The organism is Cupriavidus pauculus (genome assembly GCF_022179805.1).
Lineage (GTDB): Bacteria > Pseudomonadota > Gammaproteobacteria > Burkholderiales > Burkholderiaceae > Cupriavidus > Cupriavidus pauculus_E.
Window position 1 is genome coordinate 548168 of the sequence record NZ_BPUO01000001.1, and the last position, 17411, is coordinate 565578.

Annotated in this window: 14 protein-coding genes; 7 read left to right on the plus strand and 7 right to left on the minus strand. The window is 65.3% G+C overall.

The features are described 5' to 3' along the window. The first annotated feature begins 47 nt into the window (after positions 1-47). The 4 genes from clpS (at position 48) to MFF62_RS02750 (ending at position 4728) form a co-directional block, all read left to right on the plus strand. Positions 48-374, plus strand: coding sequence for an ATP-dependent Clp protease adapter ClpS (gene clpS, locus MFF62_RS02735; protein WP_049815983.1), 327 nt, complete (start codon positions 48-50; stop codon positions 372-374). Beyond that, on the plus strand, positions 371-2668 hold the full coding sequence (gene clpA, locus MFF62_RS02740) for an ATP-dependent Clp protease ATP-binding subunit ClpA (RefSeq protein WP_238259592.1): 2298 nt from the start codon (positions 371-373) through the stop codon (positions 2666-2668). Before clpS ends, clpA begins: the two co-directional genes overlap by 4 nt. A gap of 202 nt (positions 2669-2870) precedes the next feature. Beyond that, on the plus strand, positions 2871-3884 hold the full coding sequence (locus tag MFF62_RS02745; RefSeq protein ID WP_238259593.1) for a Bug family tripartite tricarboxylate transporter substrate binding protein: 1014 nt from the start codon (positions 2871-2873) through the stop codon (positions 3882-3884). A gap of 4 nt (positions 3885-3888) precedes the next feature. Further along, positions 3889-4728 (plus strand): VOC family protein, encoded by an 840-nt coding sequence (locus tag MFF62_RS02750; RefSeq protein WP_238259597.1) that lies wholly within the window; start codon positions 3889-3891, stop codon positions 4726-4728. Between the two features lie 69 nt (positions 4729-4797). Here the strand turns inward: MFF62_RS02750 and dut are convergent, their stop codons facing one another. The 6 genes from dut to MFF62_RS02780 form a co-directional block, all read right to left on the minus strand. Then, positions 4798-5295 (minus strand): dUTP diphosphatase, encoded by a 498-nt coding sequence (gene dut / locus MFF62_RS02755; protein WP_238259599.1) that lies wholly within the window; start codon positions 5293-5295, stop codon positions 4798-4800. A gap of 85 nt (positions 5296-5380) precedes the next feature. Beyond that, positions 5381-6400 (minus strand): LLM class flavin-dependent oxidoreductase, encoded by a 1020-nt coding sequence (locus MFF62_RS02760; RefSeq protein ID WP_238259601.1) that lies wholly within the window; start codon positions 6398-6400, stop codon positions 5381-5383. Between the two features lie 18 nt (positions 6401-6418). Further along, entirely contained in the window at positions 6419-7618 is a 1200-nt protein-coding gene (gene coaBC / locus MFF62_RS02765; protein WP_238259609.1) for a bifunctional phosphopantothenoylcysteine decarboxylase/phosphopantothenate--cysteine ligase CoaBC, read from the minus strand. Positions 7619-7742: 124 nt separating this feature from the next. Next, a complete protein-coding gene (gene lspA, locus MFF62_RS02770) occupies positions 7743-8276 on the minus strand; it encodes a signal peptidase II (RefSeq protein ID WP_238259611.1) in 534 nt (177 codons plus the stop codon). Continuing rightward, positions 8276-11155 (minus strand): isoleucine--tRNA ligase, encoded by a 2880-nt coding sequence (ileS, locus tag MFF62_RS02775; protein WP_238259613.1) that lies wholly within the window; start codon positions 11153-11155, stop codon positions 8276-8278. The genes lspA and ileS overlap by 1 nt, the downstream gene beginning before the upstream one ends. Positions 11156-11277: 122 nt before the next feature. Beyond that, complete coding sequence (locus MFF62_RS02780) at positions 11278-12279, minus strand: bifunctional riboflavin kinase/FAD synthetase (protein WP_238259615.1); 1002 nt, start codon at positions 12277-12279, stop codon at positions 11278-11280. A gap of 279 nt (positions 12280-12558) precedes the next feature. Here MFF62_RS02780 and MFF62_RS02785 point away from each other — a divergent pair, with 279 nt between their 5' ends. After that, complete coding sequence (locus MFF62_RS02785) at positions 12559-14349, plus strand: ATP-binding response regulator (RefSeq protein ID WP_238259617.1); 1791 nt, start codon at positions 12559-12561, stop codon at positions 14347-14349. A 96-nt stretch (positions 14350-14445) separates the two neighbouring features. On the opposite strand, the gene MFF62_RS02790 is transcribed toward MFF62_RS02785, so the two are convergent. Further along, positions 14446-15105 carry a response regulator gene (locus MFF62_RS02790; protein WP_029051234.1) on the minus strand — a complete coding sequence of 220 codons (660 nt, stop codon included), beginning with the start codon at positions 15103-15105 and terminating at the stop codon, positions 14446-14448. Positions 15106-15342: 237 nt separating this feature from the next. Between MFF62_RS02790 and purN the strand changes: the two genes are divergently transcribed. After that, positions 15343-16002, plus strand: coding sequence for a phosphoribosylglycinamide formyltransferase (purN, locus tag MFF62_RS02795; protein WP_238259619.1), 660 nt, complete (start codon positions 15343-15345; stop codon positions 16000-16002). Next, a complete protein-coding gene (locus tag MFF62_RS02800; RefSeq protein ID WP_238259621.1) occupies positions 15999-17393 on the plus strand; it encodes an RsmB/NOP family class I SAM-dependent RNA methyltransferase in 1395 nt (464 codons plus the stop codon). Before purN ends, MFF62_RS02800 begins: the two co-directional genes overlap by 4 nt. Positions 17394-17411: the final 18 nt, after the last annotated feature.

Sequence of the window (17411 nt, forward strand, 5' to 3'; positions counted from 1 at the left end):
CACTTCCCCAAATTGCAGACTTGTGAGTAAGGGTTAGAATAAAAGCCATGGCTACACGGCTGGCGAACACCCCCCAACGCGAAGCAGGCACAGTCATCGAGCGGAAAGAGCAGCAGCTCAAGCCGCCGGCGATGTACAAGGTGCTCCTGCTCAATGACGACTACACTCCGATGGAGTTTGTCGTGATGATCCTGCAGCAGTATTTCAGCAGGGACCGGGAAACGGCGACGCAGATCATGCTCACCGTCCACCGGGAAGGTAAAGGCGTTTGTGGTATCTATACGCGGGATATTGCGGCGACCAAGGTCGAGCTTGTATCAACCCATGCGCGGCAGGCGGGCCACCCCCTGCAGTGCGTGATGGAGGAAGCATGATTGCGCAAGAATTGGAAGTAAGTCTGCACATGGCCTTTGTCGAGGCTCGCCAGGCACGCCACGAGTTCATAACCGTGGAACACCTGTTGCAAGCGCTACTGGACAACCCCACGGCAGCTGAAGTGCTGCGCGCCTGCGCGGCAAATATCGAGGACTTGCGCACGAGTCTGAAGAATTTCATCGCAGACAACACGCCCGTGGTGCCTGGTACCGACGAAGTGGACACGCAGCCCACCCTGGGCTTCCAGCGTGTGATCCAGCGCGCCATCATGCACGTGCAGTCGACGTCGAATGGCAAGAAGGAGGTCACCGGCGCGAACGTGCTGGTCGCCATCTTCGGCGAGAAGGATTCCCACGCGGTGTACTACCTGCAACAGCAGGGCGTGACGCGCCTGGACGTGGTCAATTTCATCAGCCACGGCATCCGCAAGGACCAGGCCGAGCCGGCCAAGCACGGCGAAGGCAACCCCGAGGGCGAGGGCGGTGACGGCAAGGAAAGCCCGCTCGAACAGTACACGCAGAACCTGAACGCGCTGGCCAAGGCCGGCAAGATCGATCCGCTGATCGGGCGCGACAGCGAAGTCGAGCGCGTGGTGCAGGTGCTGTGCCGTCGGCGCAAGAACAACCCGTTGCTGGTGGGCGAGGCGGGCGTGGGCAAGACCGCGATTGCGGAAGGCCTGGCCTGGCGCATCACCAAGAACGAAGTGCCCGATATCCTGGAAAAGGCCACTGTGTACTCGCTCGACATGGGCGCGCTGCTGGCCGGTACCAAGTATCGCGGTGACTTCGAGCAACGCCTGAAGGGTGTGCTGAAGTCCCTCAAGGACAATCCGCACGCCATTCTGTTCATCGACGAAATCCACACGCTGATCGGCGCGGGCGCCGCTTCGGGCGGCACGCTGGACGCCAGCAACCTGCTCAAGCCGGCACTGTCGTCGGGCCAGCTCAAGTGCGTGGGTGCCACCACGTTCACCGAATATCGGGGCATTTTCGAAAAGGATGCCGCGCTTTCGCGTCGTTTCCAGAAAATCGACGTGGTCGAGCCGACCGTGGACCAGACCGTGCAGATCCTGCGCGGATTGAAGTCGCGCTTCGAGGAGCACCATGGCGTGAAGTACGCGGCGTCCGCGTTGACGGCGGCAGCCGAGCTGTCGGCCCGCTTCATCACGGACCGGCACCTGCCGGACAAGGCCATCGATGTGATCGATGAGGCTGGTGCGGCACAACGTATCCTGCCGAAGTCGAAGCAGAAGAAGACGATCGGCAAGGGCGAGATCGAGGACATCGTCTCGCGCATTGCCCGCATCCCGCCGCAGAGCGTGAACCAGGACGACCGCAGCAAGCTGCAGACCCTGGAGCGCGACCTGAAGTCCGTGGTGTTCGGCCAGGACCCGGCCATCGACGCGCTGGCATCGGCCATCAAGATGTCGCGTGCCGGCCTGGGCAAGACCGACAAGCCGATCGGCTCGTTCCTGTTCTCGGGTCCCACGGGTGTGGGCAAGACCGAAGTGGCCAAGCAGCTCGCCTTCATCATGGGCATCGAGTTGCTGCGCTTCGACATGTCCGAATACATGGAGCGCCATGCGGTGAGCCGCCTGATCGGCGCGCCGCCGGGATACGTCGGGTTTGACCAGGGCGGCCTGCTGACCGAGGCCGTGACCAAGAAGCCGCACTGCGTGCTGCTGCTCGATGAGATCGAAAAGGCGCATCCGGATATCTTCAATATCCTGCTGCAGGTGATGGACCACGGTTCGCTGACCGATAACAACGGTCGCCGTGCCGACTTCCGCAACGTGATCATCATCATGACCACCAATGCGGGCGCCGAGACGATGAACCGTAACACCATCGGCTTTACCACGGCGCGCGAGCAGGGCGACGAGATGGCCGACATCAAGCGGATGTTCACGCCGGAGTTCCGTAACCGGCTGGACGCCACCATCAGCTTCCGTGCGCTGGACGAGGAAATCATCCTGCGCGTGGTGGACAAGTTCCTGATGCAGCTGGAAGAGCAGTTGCACGAGAAGAAGGTGGAAGCCAGCTTCTCGGAAAAGCTGCGCAAGTACCTGGCGCACAAGGGCTTCGATCCGCTGATGGGCGCACGCCCGATGCAGCGCCTGATCCAGGACATGATCCGCAAGGCGCTGGCCGACGAGCTGCTGTTCGGCAAGCTCGTGACGGGCGGCAAGGTGGCGGTGGACCTGGACGACGAGAACCAGATCAAGCTGACGTTCTCGGAAGCCGATCCGGAGCCGCCAGAGGCGCCGGAGAGCGAACAGCGCGCCGAAGTCTGAGCGTCGTTCGCGCTTCGCGACAAGAATGGCCGGGCCTGTCCCGGCCGTTTTTTTGGGCAATTGGGCCGCGATTGTTCCACTTATGGGCGATCAGCGGAGGTCAACCCCTGCAAGTTGGGCGATCATCGGGCAAAATACGCACCGGCGGCATGCCGCCTTTTCCTGATTCCGCGGCCGCATGGCCGCCCAGCCCGAGTCTCTGATGTCCTCTCCCGACCGCATGCGGCTACGCCGCCTGCTGCTCAAATCCCTGCCGATGAGTGCCATGCCCGTGGCATCGCTGGCCGGTCTTGCCCAGATTGCCCACGCCGCCGAGCCTGCATCGAGCAGCCGGCCGATTTCGATGGTGTTGCCGTTTCCGCCGGGCGGGAGCGTCGATATCGTGGCCAGGCAACTGCAGCCGGGATTGAAGACGAGCCTCGGCCAGACCGTGGTGGTGGACAACAAGCCCGGCGCCGGTGGCCTGATTGCCAGCAGCACCGTGGCGCGCGCCAAGCCCGATGGCAATACGTTGTTGATGGCCTTCGATACACACGCCATCAACCCGTTCGCCTACAAGAACCTGCCCTACGACACGTTCAAGGACTTCACGCCAATCACGCAGCTGGTGCGCTTCCCGCTGGTTATTGCCGCCAACCCGGCGCTATCAGCATCAAACGTGCGGGAATTGATCGAGCTGGCCAAGTCGAATCCCAATGCGGTGCGCTTTGCATCGTCGGGGATCGGCAGCCTGAACCAGCTGGCCGCCGAATCGCTGGCCACTGAAGCGGGCGTGCATTTCCTGCACGTGCCATACAAGGGCGGCGGCCCGGCCGTGCAGGCCGTACTGGCGGGCGAGGTCGACCTGTTCTTCAGCAGCTACGCAGCCGTCCAGGCGCACGTCGCGGCCAAGACGATCAAGGTGCTGGGCGTGACCGGCACCAATCGCATCAAGCAGATGCCCCAGGTGCCGACCGTGGCGGAACAGGGGTTCAAGGGTTTCGAGGCGTATTCGTGGATTGGCGTTTTCGGTCCCGCGCATATGCAGCCCGACGCAGTGATGCGCCTGCATGACGCACTGGCGGTAGCGATCAAGCAACCCAAGGTGGTGGAAGCATTGACGGCACAGGGTTTCGAGATCGCGGTGGGAACGCCGGCCGACCTCGGCAACCTGGTGCGTCACGAGCACGACAAGTGGCAGGCCGTGGCCCGCAAGGCCAATATCCAGTTCGACTGAGCCGATGCAGCCTGAACCCTTTGATCATGCGGTCATCGTCTGCGGTGACCTGGACGCTGCCGCCAACCAGTGGCGCGCACTCGGCTTCACGCTGACACCGCGCGGCTATCACACGCTGGGGTCGCAGAACCATTGCATCATGCTGGCGCACGACTACCTGGAATTGCTGCACGTGACGGCGCCCAGCCCGAGCCGCCAGTATTACTGGGACGCCCAGCAGCGCGGCGGCGGGTTTGCCGCCATGTCGTGCAAGAGCCGCGACGCGTTTGCCACGGCCGACCGTCTGCGTGCGGCTGGTTTCCAGCCCTCTGATCCGATCGAGTTCTCGCGCCCGGTGCGGCTCGACGATGGCAGCGAGCATCCGGCCACGTTCCGCGTGACCGCGCTCGACCACGCGCCCGGCGCCCGCTACTTCGTGTGCGAGCACCGTACCCCGGACCTGCTCTGGCGGCCGGAATGGCTGGCGCATGCAAATGGCGCCCAGGCGATTGCCGCGACGTACCTGGTGGTGGATGCCGCCGAGGTGGCGGCGACGGCCGAAGCCTATGCCACGCTGACCGATGCCCCGATCACGCAGGCGACCGGTGAGATGGCTGTTCTGGATGTGGCTGGCGCGTCGTTCGTCGTGACGGCGCCGCAGGCATTGGCGGATGCCGCCGATGTGCCGCAGCTCCGGCACGCATCGACCGGCTATGCCGCGATTCGCATCGCCACCGATGATCTGGAAGGCGCACGCGCTCACTGGCGCGCGCATGGCGTGCAGGCGGTGGATCTGTCGCCGCTGGTGTCGCTGATTCCGGCCGAACAGGCCAATGGCGTGGCGCTGGTGTTCGAGCAGCGCTAGGGTTTTTGCTTTTGCTTTTGATTTTCTCCCCTCTCCCGCAAGGCGGGAGAGGGGAGAAAACACCCCCCCTCAGCCCGCCTTCACGTGGGCCACACCGGTCGACCCAAAACCCCCCGCGCCGCGTGCCGAATCTTCCGAGAACTCGTCCACGGTCGTGAACACCGGGCGCAGCACCGGCACGAACATCATCTGGGCGATGCGCTCGCCGGGCTGGATCACGATCGGCTCGGTGCCGGGCGCGTTGCGGTTCCAGACGCTGACCATGATCTGGCCCTGGTAGTCGGCATCGATCACGCCGATGGAATTGCCCAGCACCAGGCCCTTCTTGTGACCCAGGCCCGAGCGCGGCACGATCGTCGCGCACATGTACGGGTTGCCCATATGCACCGCGATGCCGGCCGGCACCAGTTGCGCCGGCGTACCGGGGGCAATGCTCACCGGACCGTCCACGCAGGCGTGCAGGTCGATGGCGGCGGCCATGTCGCTCTGGTAGGCGGGCAGGCCCCAGTCGTTCAGGCGGGCGTCGAGCACCTTGATCTCGACGGTCGGGTTGGCGGCTACGGTCATGGATCCGGATTCCTAGAATGACAAAGGCGGCATGATACCGCGCCGCCCGTGCCGATCCTCCACTTCCATGCAACCGCGGGCCGCTTCAACCCTGCAGGTCGAACACCTCGGCCAGCAGCTCGTAGGTGCGCATGCGCGCCCGGTACGAGGCCGTCACGCTCAGCACCACCAGCTCATCGGCCGCGAAGCGATCCTTCAGGGCCAGCATGCGCTCGGCCACCTGCGCGGGCGTGCCGCAGATCGTGCGGGGACGTTCCCGCTCGATGATCAGGCGGTCGCGCTCGGTCGGCGTGAAATCGGCCGCCTGCGCCAGCGACGGGATCGGCGCGTTGACGCCATAGGCCATCTGCAGCCGGCGGATATCGACCGCGCTCTCCAGCGTCGCCGCCTCGGCCTCGGTATCGGCGCAAATCACGAACACGGCCGCCGCGCTGTACGGCTTGTCGCCATACCCGGCTTCGAAATCCTCGCGATACTGCTGCGCGACCCGGTCGCCGCCGTGCGCGCTGATGAAGTGGGCGAATGCGAATCGCAGGCCCAGCCGCGCTGCCAGGGCGCCGCCAAAATCGCTCGATCCCAGCACCCAAAGCTCGGGCAGGGTATCGATGGCGGGCTGCAGCAGCACGCCTTCGGCGAGGTGGTCGGGCGGTACTTCGCCGCGCAGCAGGAACGACAGGTCCTGTACCTGCTGCGGGAACTGGTCGCCACGGTTGTACTGGCCCATGGCCACGGCCTGCGCGGTACGCATGTCGCCGCCCGGGGCACGCCCGACGCCCAGGTCGATCCGGTTCGGGAACAGTGCCTCAAGCATCCGGAACTGCTCGGCCACCTTGAACGGGCTGTAGTAGGGCAGCATCACGCCGCCCGAACCCAGGCGGATACGGCTCGTCACGCTGCCCAGCCGCGCCAGCATGACTTCGGGCGCGGGATTGCACACGCCGTGCAGGCCGTGGTGCTCGGCGCACCAGTAGCGGGTGTAGCCGAGGGCATCGGCCATCTGGGCCAGGTCCACCGTGGCAGCCAGGGCGTCGCGGGCCGTGTGGCCGTGGATGACCGGGCTCTGGTCCAGTACCGACAGGCGCAGCTTGGGGCGAGGGGTGTTCATGATTCGGGGCGAAAGGCGTTACACGGATTTGCGCGGCAGGCGCTGGCCGATGGCGCCAACCAGCTCGCGCGCCAGCGACAGCTTGTCGGCGCGGGGCAGGCGCGTCATGCCATTGGCATCGAACAGCACGATCTCGTTGTCGTCGAGGCCGAAGGTATGGTGGCCGATATTGCCCACCAGCAGCGGCACACCCTTGCGCTGGCGCTTCTGCTCGCCGTATTGCTCCAGGTTCTCGCTTTCCGCCGCGAAGCCGACGCAGTAGGGGGCATCGGCGCGCGCCGCCACGGCCGCCAGGATGTCTGGGTTCTGCACGAACTGCAGCGTCGGCGTATCGGTATCGTTGGCCTTCTTGAGCTTCTGCTGGGCGACTTCGGCGGGGCGCCAGTCGGCCACGGCGGCCACGGCGATGAAGACGTCGACATCGCGTAGCTGCGCCATCACCGCATCGTGCATCTGCTGCGCACTGCGCACGTCGGTACGCGCCACGCCGCGCGGCGTGGGCAGCGCGGTGGGACCGGCCACCAGCAGCACGTCGGCGCCGGCCTCGCGGGCGGCACGGGCAATCGAAAAGCCCATCTTGCCTGACGACAGGTTGGTGATGCCGCGCACCGGGTCGATGGCCTCGAAGGTCGGCCCGGCGGTGATCAGCAGGCGCTTGCCCTGCAGCGGCTTGGGCTGGAAGAAAGCGATCAGGTCTTCCACCAGCTCCTCGGGCTCCAGCATCCGGCCATCGCCGATCTCGCCGCACGCCTGGTCACCGGTGCCCGGACCCAGGATCGTCACGCCGTCGGCGCGAAGCTGCGCGGCATTGCGTTGCGTGGGCGCGGCGGCCCACATCTGGCGATTCATGGCCGGTGCCACCAGCAGCGGGCATTCGCGCGCGATGCACAGCGTGGTCAGCAGGTCGTCACAGAGGCCGTTGGCCACCTTGGCCAGGAAATCTGTGGAAGCGGGAGCGATCAGGATGGCATCGGCCTCGCGCGAGAGGTCGATATGGGCCATGTTGTTGTCGACGCGGGCATCCCACTGCGACAGGAACACGGGGCGCCCGGACAGCGCCTGCATCGTGACCGGTGTGATGAAGTGGGTGGCTGCCTCGGTCATGGCCACCTGGACGGTGGCGCCGGCCTTGGTCAGCAGCCGGACCAGCTCGGCCGACTTGTAGCAGGCAATGCCGCCGGTCAGGCCAAGGACGATGTGCTTGCCGCGCAAATCCATGGGGAAGCTCTTGGGAATGAACTGGAGTTCCGCATGATACCGCCGGGAGGCAGGATGCGCTGACTGGTTGGTGGGTGCTCCCCTCTCCCGCACGCGGGAGAGGGGAGAATGCAACGGCAATGCCTCAGTGACGCCGCACGCGCCTCAGCTCATCCACGATCAGCAGCACCGCGCCAACCGTGATGGCGCAGTCCGCCACGTTAAAGGCCGGGAAGTGCGTGTTGCGCCAGTGAAAGTCCAGGAAGTCGATCACGTGGCCGTAGAGGACGCGGTCCACCACGTTGCCCACGGCGCCGCCCAGGATCAGCGACACGGCCAGGCAGAACAGCTTCTGGCCGGTATGGCGATACAGCAGCCAGACGATGAAGCCGCCCACCACCACGCCCAGCAGCGTGAAGAACCAGCGCTGCCAGCCGCCCGCATCAGCCAGGAAGCTGAACGCCGCGCCCTTGTTGTACACCAGCACCAGGTTGAAGAAGCTGGTGACCGGGCGCGATTCCCCATACGTGAACGCACGCGAGATCACGATCTTGAAGAACTGGTCGATCATGACCACCAGCAGCGCAAAGGCCATCCACAGCCACGGCGTGACGTTGGCGCTGGCCTTGCTCTTGCCGCGCGCCGCCGGGCGCGAGGAACGGGTCGAGGACGATGCCATCAGGCGTGGCTCCTGTGCTCACCGGCGCCGAACAGGTTGCTGTCGCAGCGGCCGCAAATGGTCGGATGGGCCGGGTTGTGGCCCACGTCGGCGCGGTAGTGCCAGCAGCGCTCGCACTTGGCATGCTGCGACGGCGTGACCGTCACCAGCAGGTCGCCGCCCTCGGGAGCCGGCGTGACCTTGGCCGCCGATGTCAGCAGCACGAAGCGCAGGTCGTCATGCAGGCTTTGCAGCGCCGCCAGAACCGGGCCGCCGGCCGCGATCGTGACCTCGGCCTGCAGCGACGAACCGATATCGCCTTCCACGCGCACGGCTTCAAGCTGGCGCGTGACTTCGGCGCGCACGGCGCGGATCTCGTGCCACTTCTGCAGCAGGTCGTCGGCATCGTCCACGGCCGGTACATCGTAGTACGTGCTCGTGAAGATCGTGTCCGTGTGGTCGGTGCCATGGGCAAAGATCTGCCACGCTTCCTCGGCCGTGAACGACAGGAACGGCGCCATCCAGTGCAGCATCGCCTGGGTGATGTGATACAGCGCGTTCTGCGCACCGCGGCGTGCCTTCGAGTCGGCAGCGGTGGTGTACAGGCGGTCCTTCAGCACGTCCAGGTAGAAGCCGCCCAGGTCTTCCGAGCAGAACGTCTGCAGCTTGGCCACCACCGGGTGGAACTCGTACGCCTGGTAGTGCGACAGCACTTCCTTCTGCAGGCGGTCGGTCAGTGCCACGGCGTAGCGGTCGATCTCCAGCCATTCCGATGCCGGCAGCGCGTGCTTGGCGTGGTCGTAGTCGGTCAGGTTGGCCAGCAGGAAGCGCAGCGTGTTGCGGATGCGGCGATAGCCTTCCACCACGCGCTTGAGGATCTCTTCGGAGATCGACAGTTCGCCCGAGTAGTCGGTCGACGCCACCCACAGGCGGATGATTTCCGCGCCCATCTTGTTCGAGATGTCCTGCGGCGCCACCGTGTTGCCCACCGACTTCGACATCTTGCGGCCTTCGCCGTCCACCGTGAAGCCGTGCGTCAGCAGCGCCTTGTAAGGCGGCTTGCCGTACAGCATCGACGCCGTCAACAGCGACGAGTGGAACCAGCCGCGATGCTGGTCGGAGCCTTCCAGGTACAGGTCCGCCAGGCGGCCTTCGGGCGTGTCGGCGGATGCGTCGTACAGTTCGTCACGATGCGAGCTGCGGATGACGGTCCAGTGCGTGGTGCCGGAATCGAACCACACGTCGAGCGTGTCGCGGTTCTTCTCGTACAGCGCGGCTTCGTCGCCCAGCAGCTCGACCGGGTCCAGCGACTGCCAGGCCTCGATGCCCTGCTTTTCCACGCGGCGTGCCACTTCCTCCAGTAGTTCCGGCGTGCGCGGATGCAGCGCGCCGGTTTCCTTGTGCACGAAGAAGGCCATCGGCACGCCCCACTGGCGCTGGCGCGACAGCGTCCAGTCAGGACGGTTGGCGATCATGTTGTGCAGGCGCTGCTTGCCCCAGGCCGGGTAAAACTCGGTCGCCTCGATGCCGGCCAGCGCGGTTTCGCGCAGCGTCGGGCCGTTGTCGACCGGGTCCACATCCATGCCTGCGAACCACTGCGAGGTGGCGCGGTAGATGATCGGCGTCTTGTGACGCCAGCAGTGCATGTAGCTGTGCTCGTACTTGTGCGAGTTGAACAGGTTGCCCGATTCGCGCAGCACTTCCACGATCTTGGGGTTGGCATCCCAGATCGACAGGCCACCGAACAGCGGCAGCGTGCTGGCGTAGACGCCATCGCCCATCACGGGGCTGATGATGTCGGCGTCGGGCATGCCGTGCGCCTTGCACGACTGGAAGTCTTCCACGCCATAGGCCGGCGCCGAGTGGACGATGCCGGTGCCGGTGTCGGTGGTGACGTAGTCGCCCAGGTACACCGGCGACGTACGCGCATAGCCCGCGTCCATCTTGGCCAGCGGATGGTGGAAGCGCACCTCGGTCAGCGCATCGCCGCGCGCGGTGGCCACGATCTGGCCTTCCAGCGCGTAGGTCTTCAATTGTTCCTCGACGCGGTCGCGCGCCAGGATCAGGAAGCCGCGCGGCGTGTCGACCAGCGCGTATTCCACTTCCGGGTGCATGTTCAGCGCCTGGTTCGACGGGATGGTCCACGGCGTGGTGGTCCAGATCACGATCCAGCCCGGCTTGCCTTCCAGTTGCGCCACGGGCACGTGGAACGCGTGGGCAATCTTGTCCGTCTCGGCAAACGGGAAACCGACGTCGATCGACAGGTCAACCTTGTCCTTGTACTCGACTTCCGCCTCGGCCAGTGCCGAGCCGCAGTCGAAGCACCAGTTCACCGGCTTCAGGCCCCGGAACACGTAGCCGCGCTCCATGATCTTGCCCAGCGCGCGCAGCTCATCGGCTTCGTTGCTGAAGTTCATGGTCAGGTACGGATTGTCCCAGTCGCCCAGCACGCCCAGGCGCTCGAAATCCTTCTTCTGGCGGGCGATCTGCTCGGTGGCGTAGGCGCGTGCCTTGGCCTGGACTTCCTGCACGGGCAGGCCCTTGCCAAACTGCTTTTCGATCTGGATCTCGATCGGCATGCCATGGCAGTCCCAGCCCGGCACGTAGACGGCGTCAAGCCCGGTCAGGCCGCGCGCCTTGATGATCATGTCCTTCAGGACCTTGTTCACCGCGTGGCCGATGTGGATGTCGCCGTTGGCATACGGGGGGCCGTCATGCAGCACGAACTTCTTCGCGCCCTTGCGCGCGGCGCGGATCTTCTTGTAGAGCTGCTTGTCCTGCCACTGCTTCACCCATTGCGGCTCGCGCTTGGGTAGGTCGCCACGCATCGGGAACGGGGTGTCCAGCAGGTTGACCGGATACTTGCTTTTTTCGGGCTTGGCGCGTTTGTCGTCGGACATGGTTGATTCTCGGGGCAATTCGTTTGGGCGCGGACCGGTGGATGACCGCCGCGCGCGGGTCATATCGGGGCAAGGCAGGGCGGGTCCCGGCGGCGCGCCTCTCATGGGCGCGCTGCCGGCCGCTAGCTAATTCGATCGGTGGCGGAGGTGGCGAAGTCGCGGCGGTCGCCCGCCCCGACGGTGTCGCTGCCGGCCGGGCCCAGTCCGAAGAACGCGCGGGCGTCCTCGGCATCCTTGGCAATGGCCGCGGTCAGCGCATTGAGGTTGTGGAAGCGCTCCTCGTCGCGCAGCTTCTTCATGAATTCCACACGCACCAGCTTGCCGTACAGGTTCGCGTTGACGTCGAACAGATGCACTTCCAGCAGCACGCGGCCGGCGTCTTCCACGGTCGGGCGCACGCCGATGCTGGCCACGCCCGGCAGCGGGTGGTCGGCAATGCCATGCACCTGCACCACGAAAATGCCGTTCACGGCCGGACGCTTGTGCGTGATCCGCAGGTTCAGCGTGGGAAAGCCGAGGTTGCGGCCCAGCTTGCGGCCGTGGATCACGTGCCCGCTGATCGCGTAGCCGTGGCCCAGCAGGCGGCGCGCGTGTTCCAGGTCGCCGCCGGCCAGAGCCTGCCGCACCGCTGAACTGGAAATGCGGATGCCGCCTTCGGAAACGGAGCCCATCTGCTCCACATCGAAACCGAACTTGCGGCCGGCTTCCTGCAGGTAGGCATAGTCGCCGGCGCGCTTGGCGCCGAAGCGGAAGTCGTCGCCCACCAGCACCCAGCGCGCGTGCAGGCCATGCCAGAGCACGTTTTCGACGAACTGCTGCGGCGACTGGGCGGCAAAATGGGCGTTGAAGTGTTCCACGACCACGCGGTCCACGCCGTTCCGGCGCAGTGCGTCGAGCTTGTCGCGCAGCAGCGCGATGCGGGTGGGAGCGTGCTCGGGCGCGAAGAATTCACGCGGATGGGGCTCGAACGTCATGACGCAGAGCGGCAGGCCGCGTGCGTCGGCAGCGGCACGGGCGCGCGCGAGCAGCGACTGGTGGCCGCGATGCACACCGTCGAAATTGCCGATGGTGAGCGCGCAGGGCGCCCGGCTTTCGGCGTTGGGCAGGCCGCGGAAGACTTTCACGAGGACGGCGGACGAGCTTTTCAGGGAAAGGGAGCATTATAAGGCGAATGGCCCCTTGTGCCGCCCGATTGCCTGTTTTGGCGGCACCGGGCTGGTGCTATGTATGCATGCTGCCCACAAATGGCGAATTTGTGCGCGCCAGGCCCACCGTTCGATGGCGCGGTGCCGCAAAAGGCGGCATGATATGCGCCATTCAGAACAAGAACCGCGCGATTTCTGCAACAGTCGCCATTGCGGCCGTTGCAGCGGAATGTCGTCGCCTCACATGCCAGGCCACACTTGAACGCGCTGCTTAACAAGATATTGCCGCCCCCGGGGCCGCAACTGGATACCGAGACGCGGGCCAAGCTGCTGGCCACGGTCCATCGGGTGTCGCCCACGGCGATTGCATCGTCCATCCTGTTGCCGTGGCTCACGACCTGGGCCTTCTGGAACGAGGCAAACCACGTCGCGCTGATGGTCTGGTGCGCGATCATGCTGCTGCTCGCGGCGGGCGGTAGCTGGTTCTACTTCGGCTACCAGCGCGACAGCGGCAAGATGAGCCGTTCAGCGCACACGCGCCGGTGGTGGAACAACATGCGCGCCATCGCCTTCCTGACCGGGCTGACCTGGGGAAGCTCTGCGCTGCTGCACCTCTATACGACGTCGGTGGTGTTCTCCAGCGTGCTGTACCTGCTCACGCTCGGGGTGCTGGCTGGCGGCGCGACGTCGCAATCGCCGATCCCGTCGAACCTGGTGTTCGCGGGCGTGCCGATCCTGGTGCCCAACATCATGCTGGCCGAACTGGCCTTTCCGGGGCACGGCGGCTACGTGCAGATCCTGCTGGCGGTCTATGCGCTGATGCTGGCGCGCCATTCCCTGAACCTGCAGCAGACACTGGCGCGTGCCATCCAGCTGGAATCGGAAAGCCGGCGGCTGGCCAAGCAGTTCCAGGAAGAGAAGGAACGGGCGCTACACGCCAGCGAGGAAAAATCGCGCTTCCTGGCCGCCGCCAGCCACGACCTGCGCCAGCCGGTGCATGCGCTGGTGATGCTGGTGGAGGCGTTGCGCGCGCGCAACCAGTCGACCGCGCTGCATCCGCTGGTGGAGCAGGTGGCCGCCGGCACGCAGACCATCGACCTGTTGTTCCGCTCGTTGCTGGACCTGTCCAAGCTCGAGGGCCGCAAGGTGCTGCCGACGCTGGAGCCGAGCGAGCTCCATACGCTGATCCACGACGTCATGAGCCAGTTCGCCGCCGATGCGCGCGAAAGCGGCCTGACGCTGACGCCGCGCGTGCCCGACGAACTGTATGCGATGGCCGAGCCCGTGCTGCTGCGTCGGGCGCTGTTCAACCTTGTGCAGAACGCGCTGCGCTACACGAAGCGAGGCGGCATCCTGGTCACCGCGCGTCAGCGCCGCAAGCATGTGCGCGTGGAAGTCTGGGACACCGGCGCCGGTATCACGCCCGAACACCTGCCCGAGATCTTTTCGCCGTACTACCAGGTGCACAACCCGCAGCGCGATCCGTCGCAGGGGCTGGGGCTGGGGCTCGCGATCTTCAAGGAATGCGTGCGGCTGATGCGCGGGACGTACGGCGTGCGCTCGGTGCCCGGCAAGGGCTCCGTGTTCTGGTTCGCGCTGGCGCCCGTGCCGGCGGAAACCGTCGAAAATGTCCGCGCGATGCGCGCCAACGCCCAGGCAGAGGAAGCGCGGCAGGACCGCCTGCGCGGCACCGTGCTGGTGGTGGACGACGACAGCCAGATCCGCAAGGCGTGGATTGCGCTGATGGAAGCGTGGGGCATCCGCGTGGCCTGCGCCGCCCATGGGCAAGAAGCGGACGCGCTGTTCGCCCGCGGCCTGAAGCCGGACATCATCTTCTGTGACCTGCGCCTGCCGGGCAACGAGAACGGCCTGGACCTGCTGGAGCGGTGGCAGACCACGCAGCCGCAGGCGCGCAGCGCCTTGCTGACTGGTGACCTCAAGTCGGCGGCGTTGCTGGCGGCCGAGGATGCCGGTTACTTCGTGCTGCCCAAGCCAGTTGACCCCGCCAATCTGCGCATGTTGCTGAGGCGCTGGCTTCCTACCGGCTGATCGCCTGATCGGCTGAGCACAGACGATCCGAAGCCCAAAACAAAAACGCCGCCCTGGCAACAAGGCGGCGTTTTTCTGATCCTGATAGGGGCGCGCTTACTGGCGCAGGCGGAACCGCTCCATGCGCGACATCACCTGCATGCGCGTGCGCACGCCCAGGCGCTGCAGAATCGCGGAGACGTGTTCCTTCACGGTGTTCTCCGTCAGTCCCAGCTTGCGCGCGATGACCTTGTTCGGCAGTCCTTCCAGCACTAGTGCCAGCACCGAACCTTGGCGCGGCGTCAGGCCCAGTTCGGCCGGTGTGACCGGAATGCCGTGCGCGGGCCCGAACGACTGCGAGCGGCCCGACAAGGCTTCGTCCGACGGAAAGCTGGTATCGCCCGCCAGCACCTTGCGTACGGCAGCGGTGAAAGCGTTGGCATCGAGATGCTTGCCGACGAAACCGCATGCGGAGAGCGCACGCGCACGCCCCACGATCTCGGGCGTGGCTTCGGCAGACATGAAAATAAAGCGTGCGCCAGGAATCACGGTCTTGAATGCCTGCATGGCATCGAAGCCGGTACCATCGTTCAGCCAGATATCGAGCAGCACGATATCCGGACGCAGGCCCTGGTTCAGCGAGTGGAGAGCTTCTTTGGCGCTTCCGGCAGCATGGACGGCGACGTCGGGCATCACCTCCGCCAGAAAGGCGGTGGTGCCGGAAAGAGCCATAGGATGATCATCGACCACCAACAAAGTCGGTGCAGCGTTCGACATGCGTATTCCCGTCTAATTTCCCGTTTCGTCCTTGTTGTCACCGTTATCCGTGGATCCGGCGCGTGGACGTAGGACCCACTCTAACAGAGCGGGGTGCGCGTCACAATCCGTCACTTTGGGGTATTTCGTTTTGTGGTCCGGCCGGAAAGCGTTGTGGGAGGCGCGTTTGGCGGTAATTAAGTACCTATTGAGCACGGATTGCAAGCGTTTGGACCACAGCTTGGTAGAATCGCGGCGATGAAAAATATTGTCATATTGATTTCTGGACGTGGCTCCAATATGGAAGCGATCGTCCGGGCCTGCGCGGCCGAGCGATGGCCGGCGCGCGTGGCCGCGGTGTTGTCGAACCGGCCCGATGCCACGGGCCTGCAGTTCGCCGCCGAGCACGGCATTGCCACCGGTGTGGTGGACCACAAGCAGTTTCCCGATCGTTCCAGTTTCGACGCGGCGATGCGCGATGCGATCGACGCGTACCAGCCCGATCTCGTCGTGCTGGCCGGCTTCATGCGCATTCTGACCGACGAGTTCGTCGGGCATTACGCGGGCCGCATGCTCAATATCCACCCGTCGCTGCTGCCGAGTTTTCCGGGCATGCATACCCATCGGCAGGCGCTGGAAGCCGGCGTCAAGCTGCATGGCGCGACCGTGCACTTTGTCACGCCCGAGCTCGATCACGGCCCGATTGTGGTACAAGCTGCGCTCGATGTTCTGCCAGGCGACAGTCCTGAGTCGCTGGCCGATCGTTTGCTCGATAGCGAACATGTCATTTATCCACGCGCGGTGCGCTGGTATGTCGAAGACCGTCTGCATGTGCAGGACGGTGTTGTTCAAGTTCAACCGGCCGAACCCCAATGGTTCATGGCCATCTCGCCCGAAGCGGCAGGAAAACAGCCATGAGTCGTCAACAAGAATCCGCACCTTCCCGCGATAACCGCCAGCGTCCGCGTGCCGCCAAGGGCAAGACCAGCCCGATCCGCCGTCCGCAGAGCGCGCAGGGCAACGCACCGCGCACGCCGGGTGCACTGCAGGCATTCCACCTGCAACACATCGATCGCCTGATCGGCAAGGTGCTGCTGTTCGCGCGTCCGGCTGACGCCGTGGTGAGTCACTACTTCCGTGAAAATAGCAAACTTGGCCATCGTGACCGCGGAATCATCGCTGAAGCAGTTTTCGCAGTGTTGCGTCGACGCGTCGAATTTGGTCAATTTGCGGAAAGCGGTACCGGCGCCGCCACGCGCCGCCTGGGTTTGCTGGGTCTGGCCGCGACGCTGGGCCGCGACACCCTGACGCCGTTCCTGTATCCCGATGAAGCCGAATGGCTGGATCGCCTGACGACGATCGAGCGGTCGAGCCTGGCGCCGCGTGTGCGCGCCAATCTGCCCGAGTGGCTGTATGACGACCTGGTCGCGCATCACGGCGAAGCGTTCACGGCGGCCATGGGCGACGCCTGGCTGCGCCCGGCGCCGCTGGACCTGCGCGTCAATACCGCCAAGGTGTCGCGTGAAGAGGCACTGGCCGAACTGGAGACCGCCGGTATCGCGGCCGAACCCGCGCCGATGGCGCCGGACGGCATCCGCCTCAAGGGCAAGCCCGCGCTGAACCAGCTGCCGCTGTTCATCAACGGTGGCGTGGAAGTGCAGGACGAGGGCAGCCAGTTGCTGTGCCACTTGCTGGCACCGCGTCGTGGCGAAATGGTGGTGGACTTCTGCGCGGGCGCGGGCGGCAAGACGCTGGCGCTGGGCGTAGCGATGCGTTCCACCGGCCGCCTCTATGCGTTCGATGTCTCGGAGAAGCGCCTGGCCAACCTGAAGCCGCGCCTGGCGCGCAGCGGGCTGTCCAATGTGCATCCGGTGCTGATCGACTCGGAGCGCGATACCAAGGTCAAGCGCCTGGCCGGCAAGATCGATCGCGTGCTCGTCGACGCGCCTTGCAGTGGTCTTGGCACCCTGCGTCGCAACCCCGACCTGAAGTGGCGCCAGACGCCGGAATCGGTGGTGGAACTGACGGCCAAGCAGGCGGCCATCCTGGAAGCCGCCGCCAAGCTGGTGAAGGGTGGCGGACGCGTCGTGTACGCCACTTGCAGCGTGCTGGAAGCCGAAAACGAAGCGATCGTCCGCGATTTCCTCGCGAAAAACGACAATTTCCGCCTGGTGCCGGTTGCCGAGGTGTTTGCCGAACAGAAGATCACGGTTCCGGACTTGCCGGCAGAAAGCGGCATGTTGGCGCTTTATCCGCAGGTGCACCAGACGGATGGCTTCTTTGCCGCCGTGCTGGAACGTACGCGCTAAAGCGGGCAGGGAACGAGC

Bases quoted from the DNA above. Each gene is read 5' to 3' on its own strand.
- MFF62_RS02745 (WP_238259593.1), top strand. From the start codon at position 2,871: ATGTCCTCTCCCGACCGCATGCGGCTACGCCGCCTGCTGCTCAAATCC.
- dut (WP_238259599.1), bottom strand. From the start codon at position 5,295: ATGACCGTAGCCGCCAACCCGACCGTCGAGATCAAGGTGCTCGACGCC.
- ileS (WP_238259613.1), bottom strand. From the start codon at position 11,155: ATGTCCGACGACAAACGCGCCAAGCCCGAAAAAAGCAAGTATCCGGTC.
- MFF62_RS02750 (WP_238259597.1), top strand. From the start codon at position 3,889: ATGCAGCCTGAACCCTTTGATCATGCGGTCATCGTCTGCGGTGACCTG.
- purN (WP_238259619.1), top strand. From the start codon at position 15,343: ATGAAAAATATTGTCATATTGATTTCTGGACGTGGCTCCAATATGGAA.
- coaBC (WP_238259609.1), bottom strand. From the start codon at position 7,618: ATGGATTTGCGCGGCAAGCACATCGTCCTTGGCCTGACCGGCGGCATT.
- MFF62_RS02790 (WP_029051234.1), bottom strand. From the start codon at position 15,105: ATGTCGAACGCTGCACCGACTTTGTTGGTGGTCGATGATCATCCTATG.
- MFF62_RS02800 (WP_238259621.1), top strand. From the start codon at position 15,999: ATGAGTCGTCAACAAGAATCCGCACCTTCCCGCGATAACCGCCAGCGT.
- MFF62_RS02760 (WP_238259601.1), bottom strand. From the start codon at position 6,400: ATGAACACCCCTCGCCCCAAGCTGCGCCTGTCGGTACTGGACCAGAGC.
- clpA (WP_238259592.1), top strand. From the start codon at position 371: ATGATTGCGCAAGAATTGGAAGTAAGTCTGCACATGGCCTTTGTCGAG.
- clpS (WP_049815983.1), top strand. From the start codon at position 48: ATGGCTACACGGCTGGCGAACACCCCCCAACGCGAAGCAGGCACAGTC.
- lspA (WP_238259611.1), bottom strand. From the start codon at position 8,276: ATGGCATCGTCCTCGACCCGTTCCTCGCGCCCGGCGGCGCGCGGCAAG.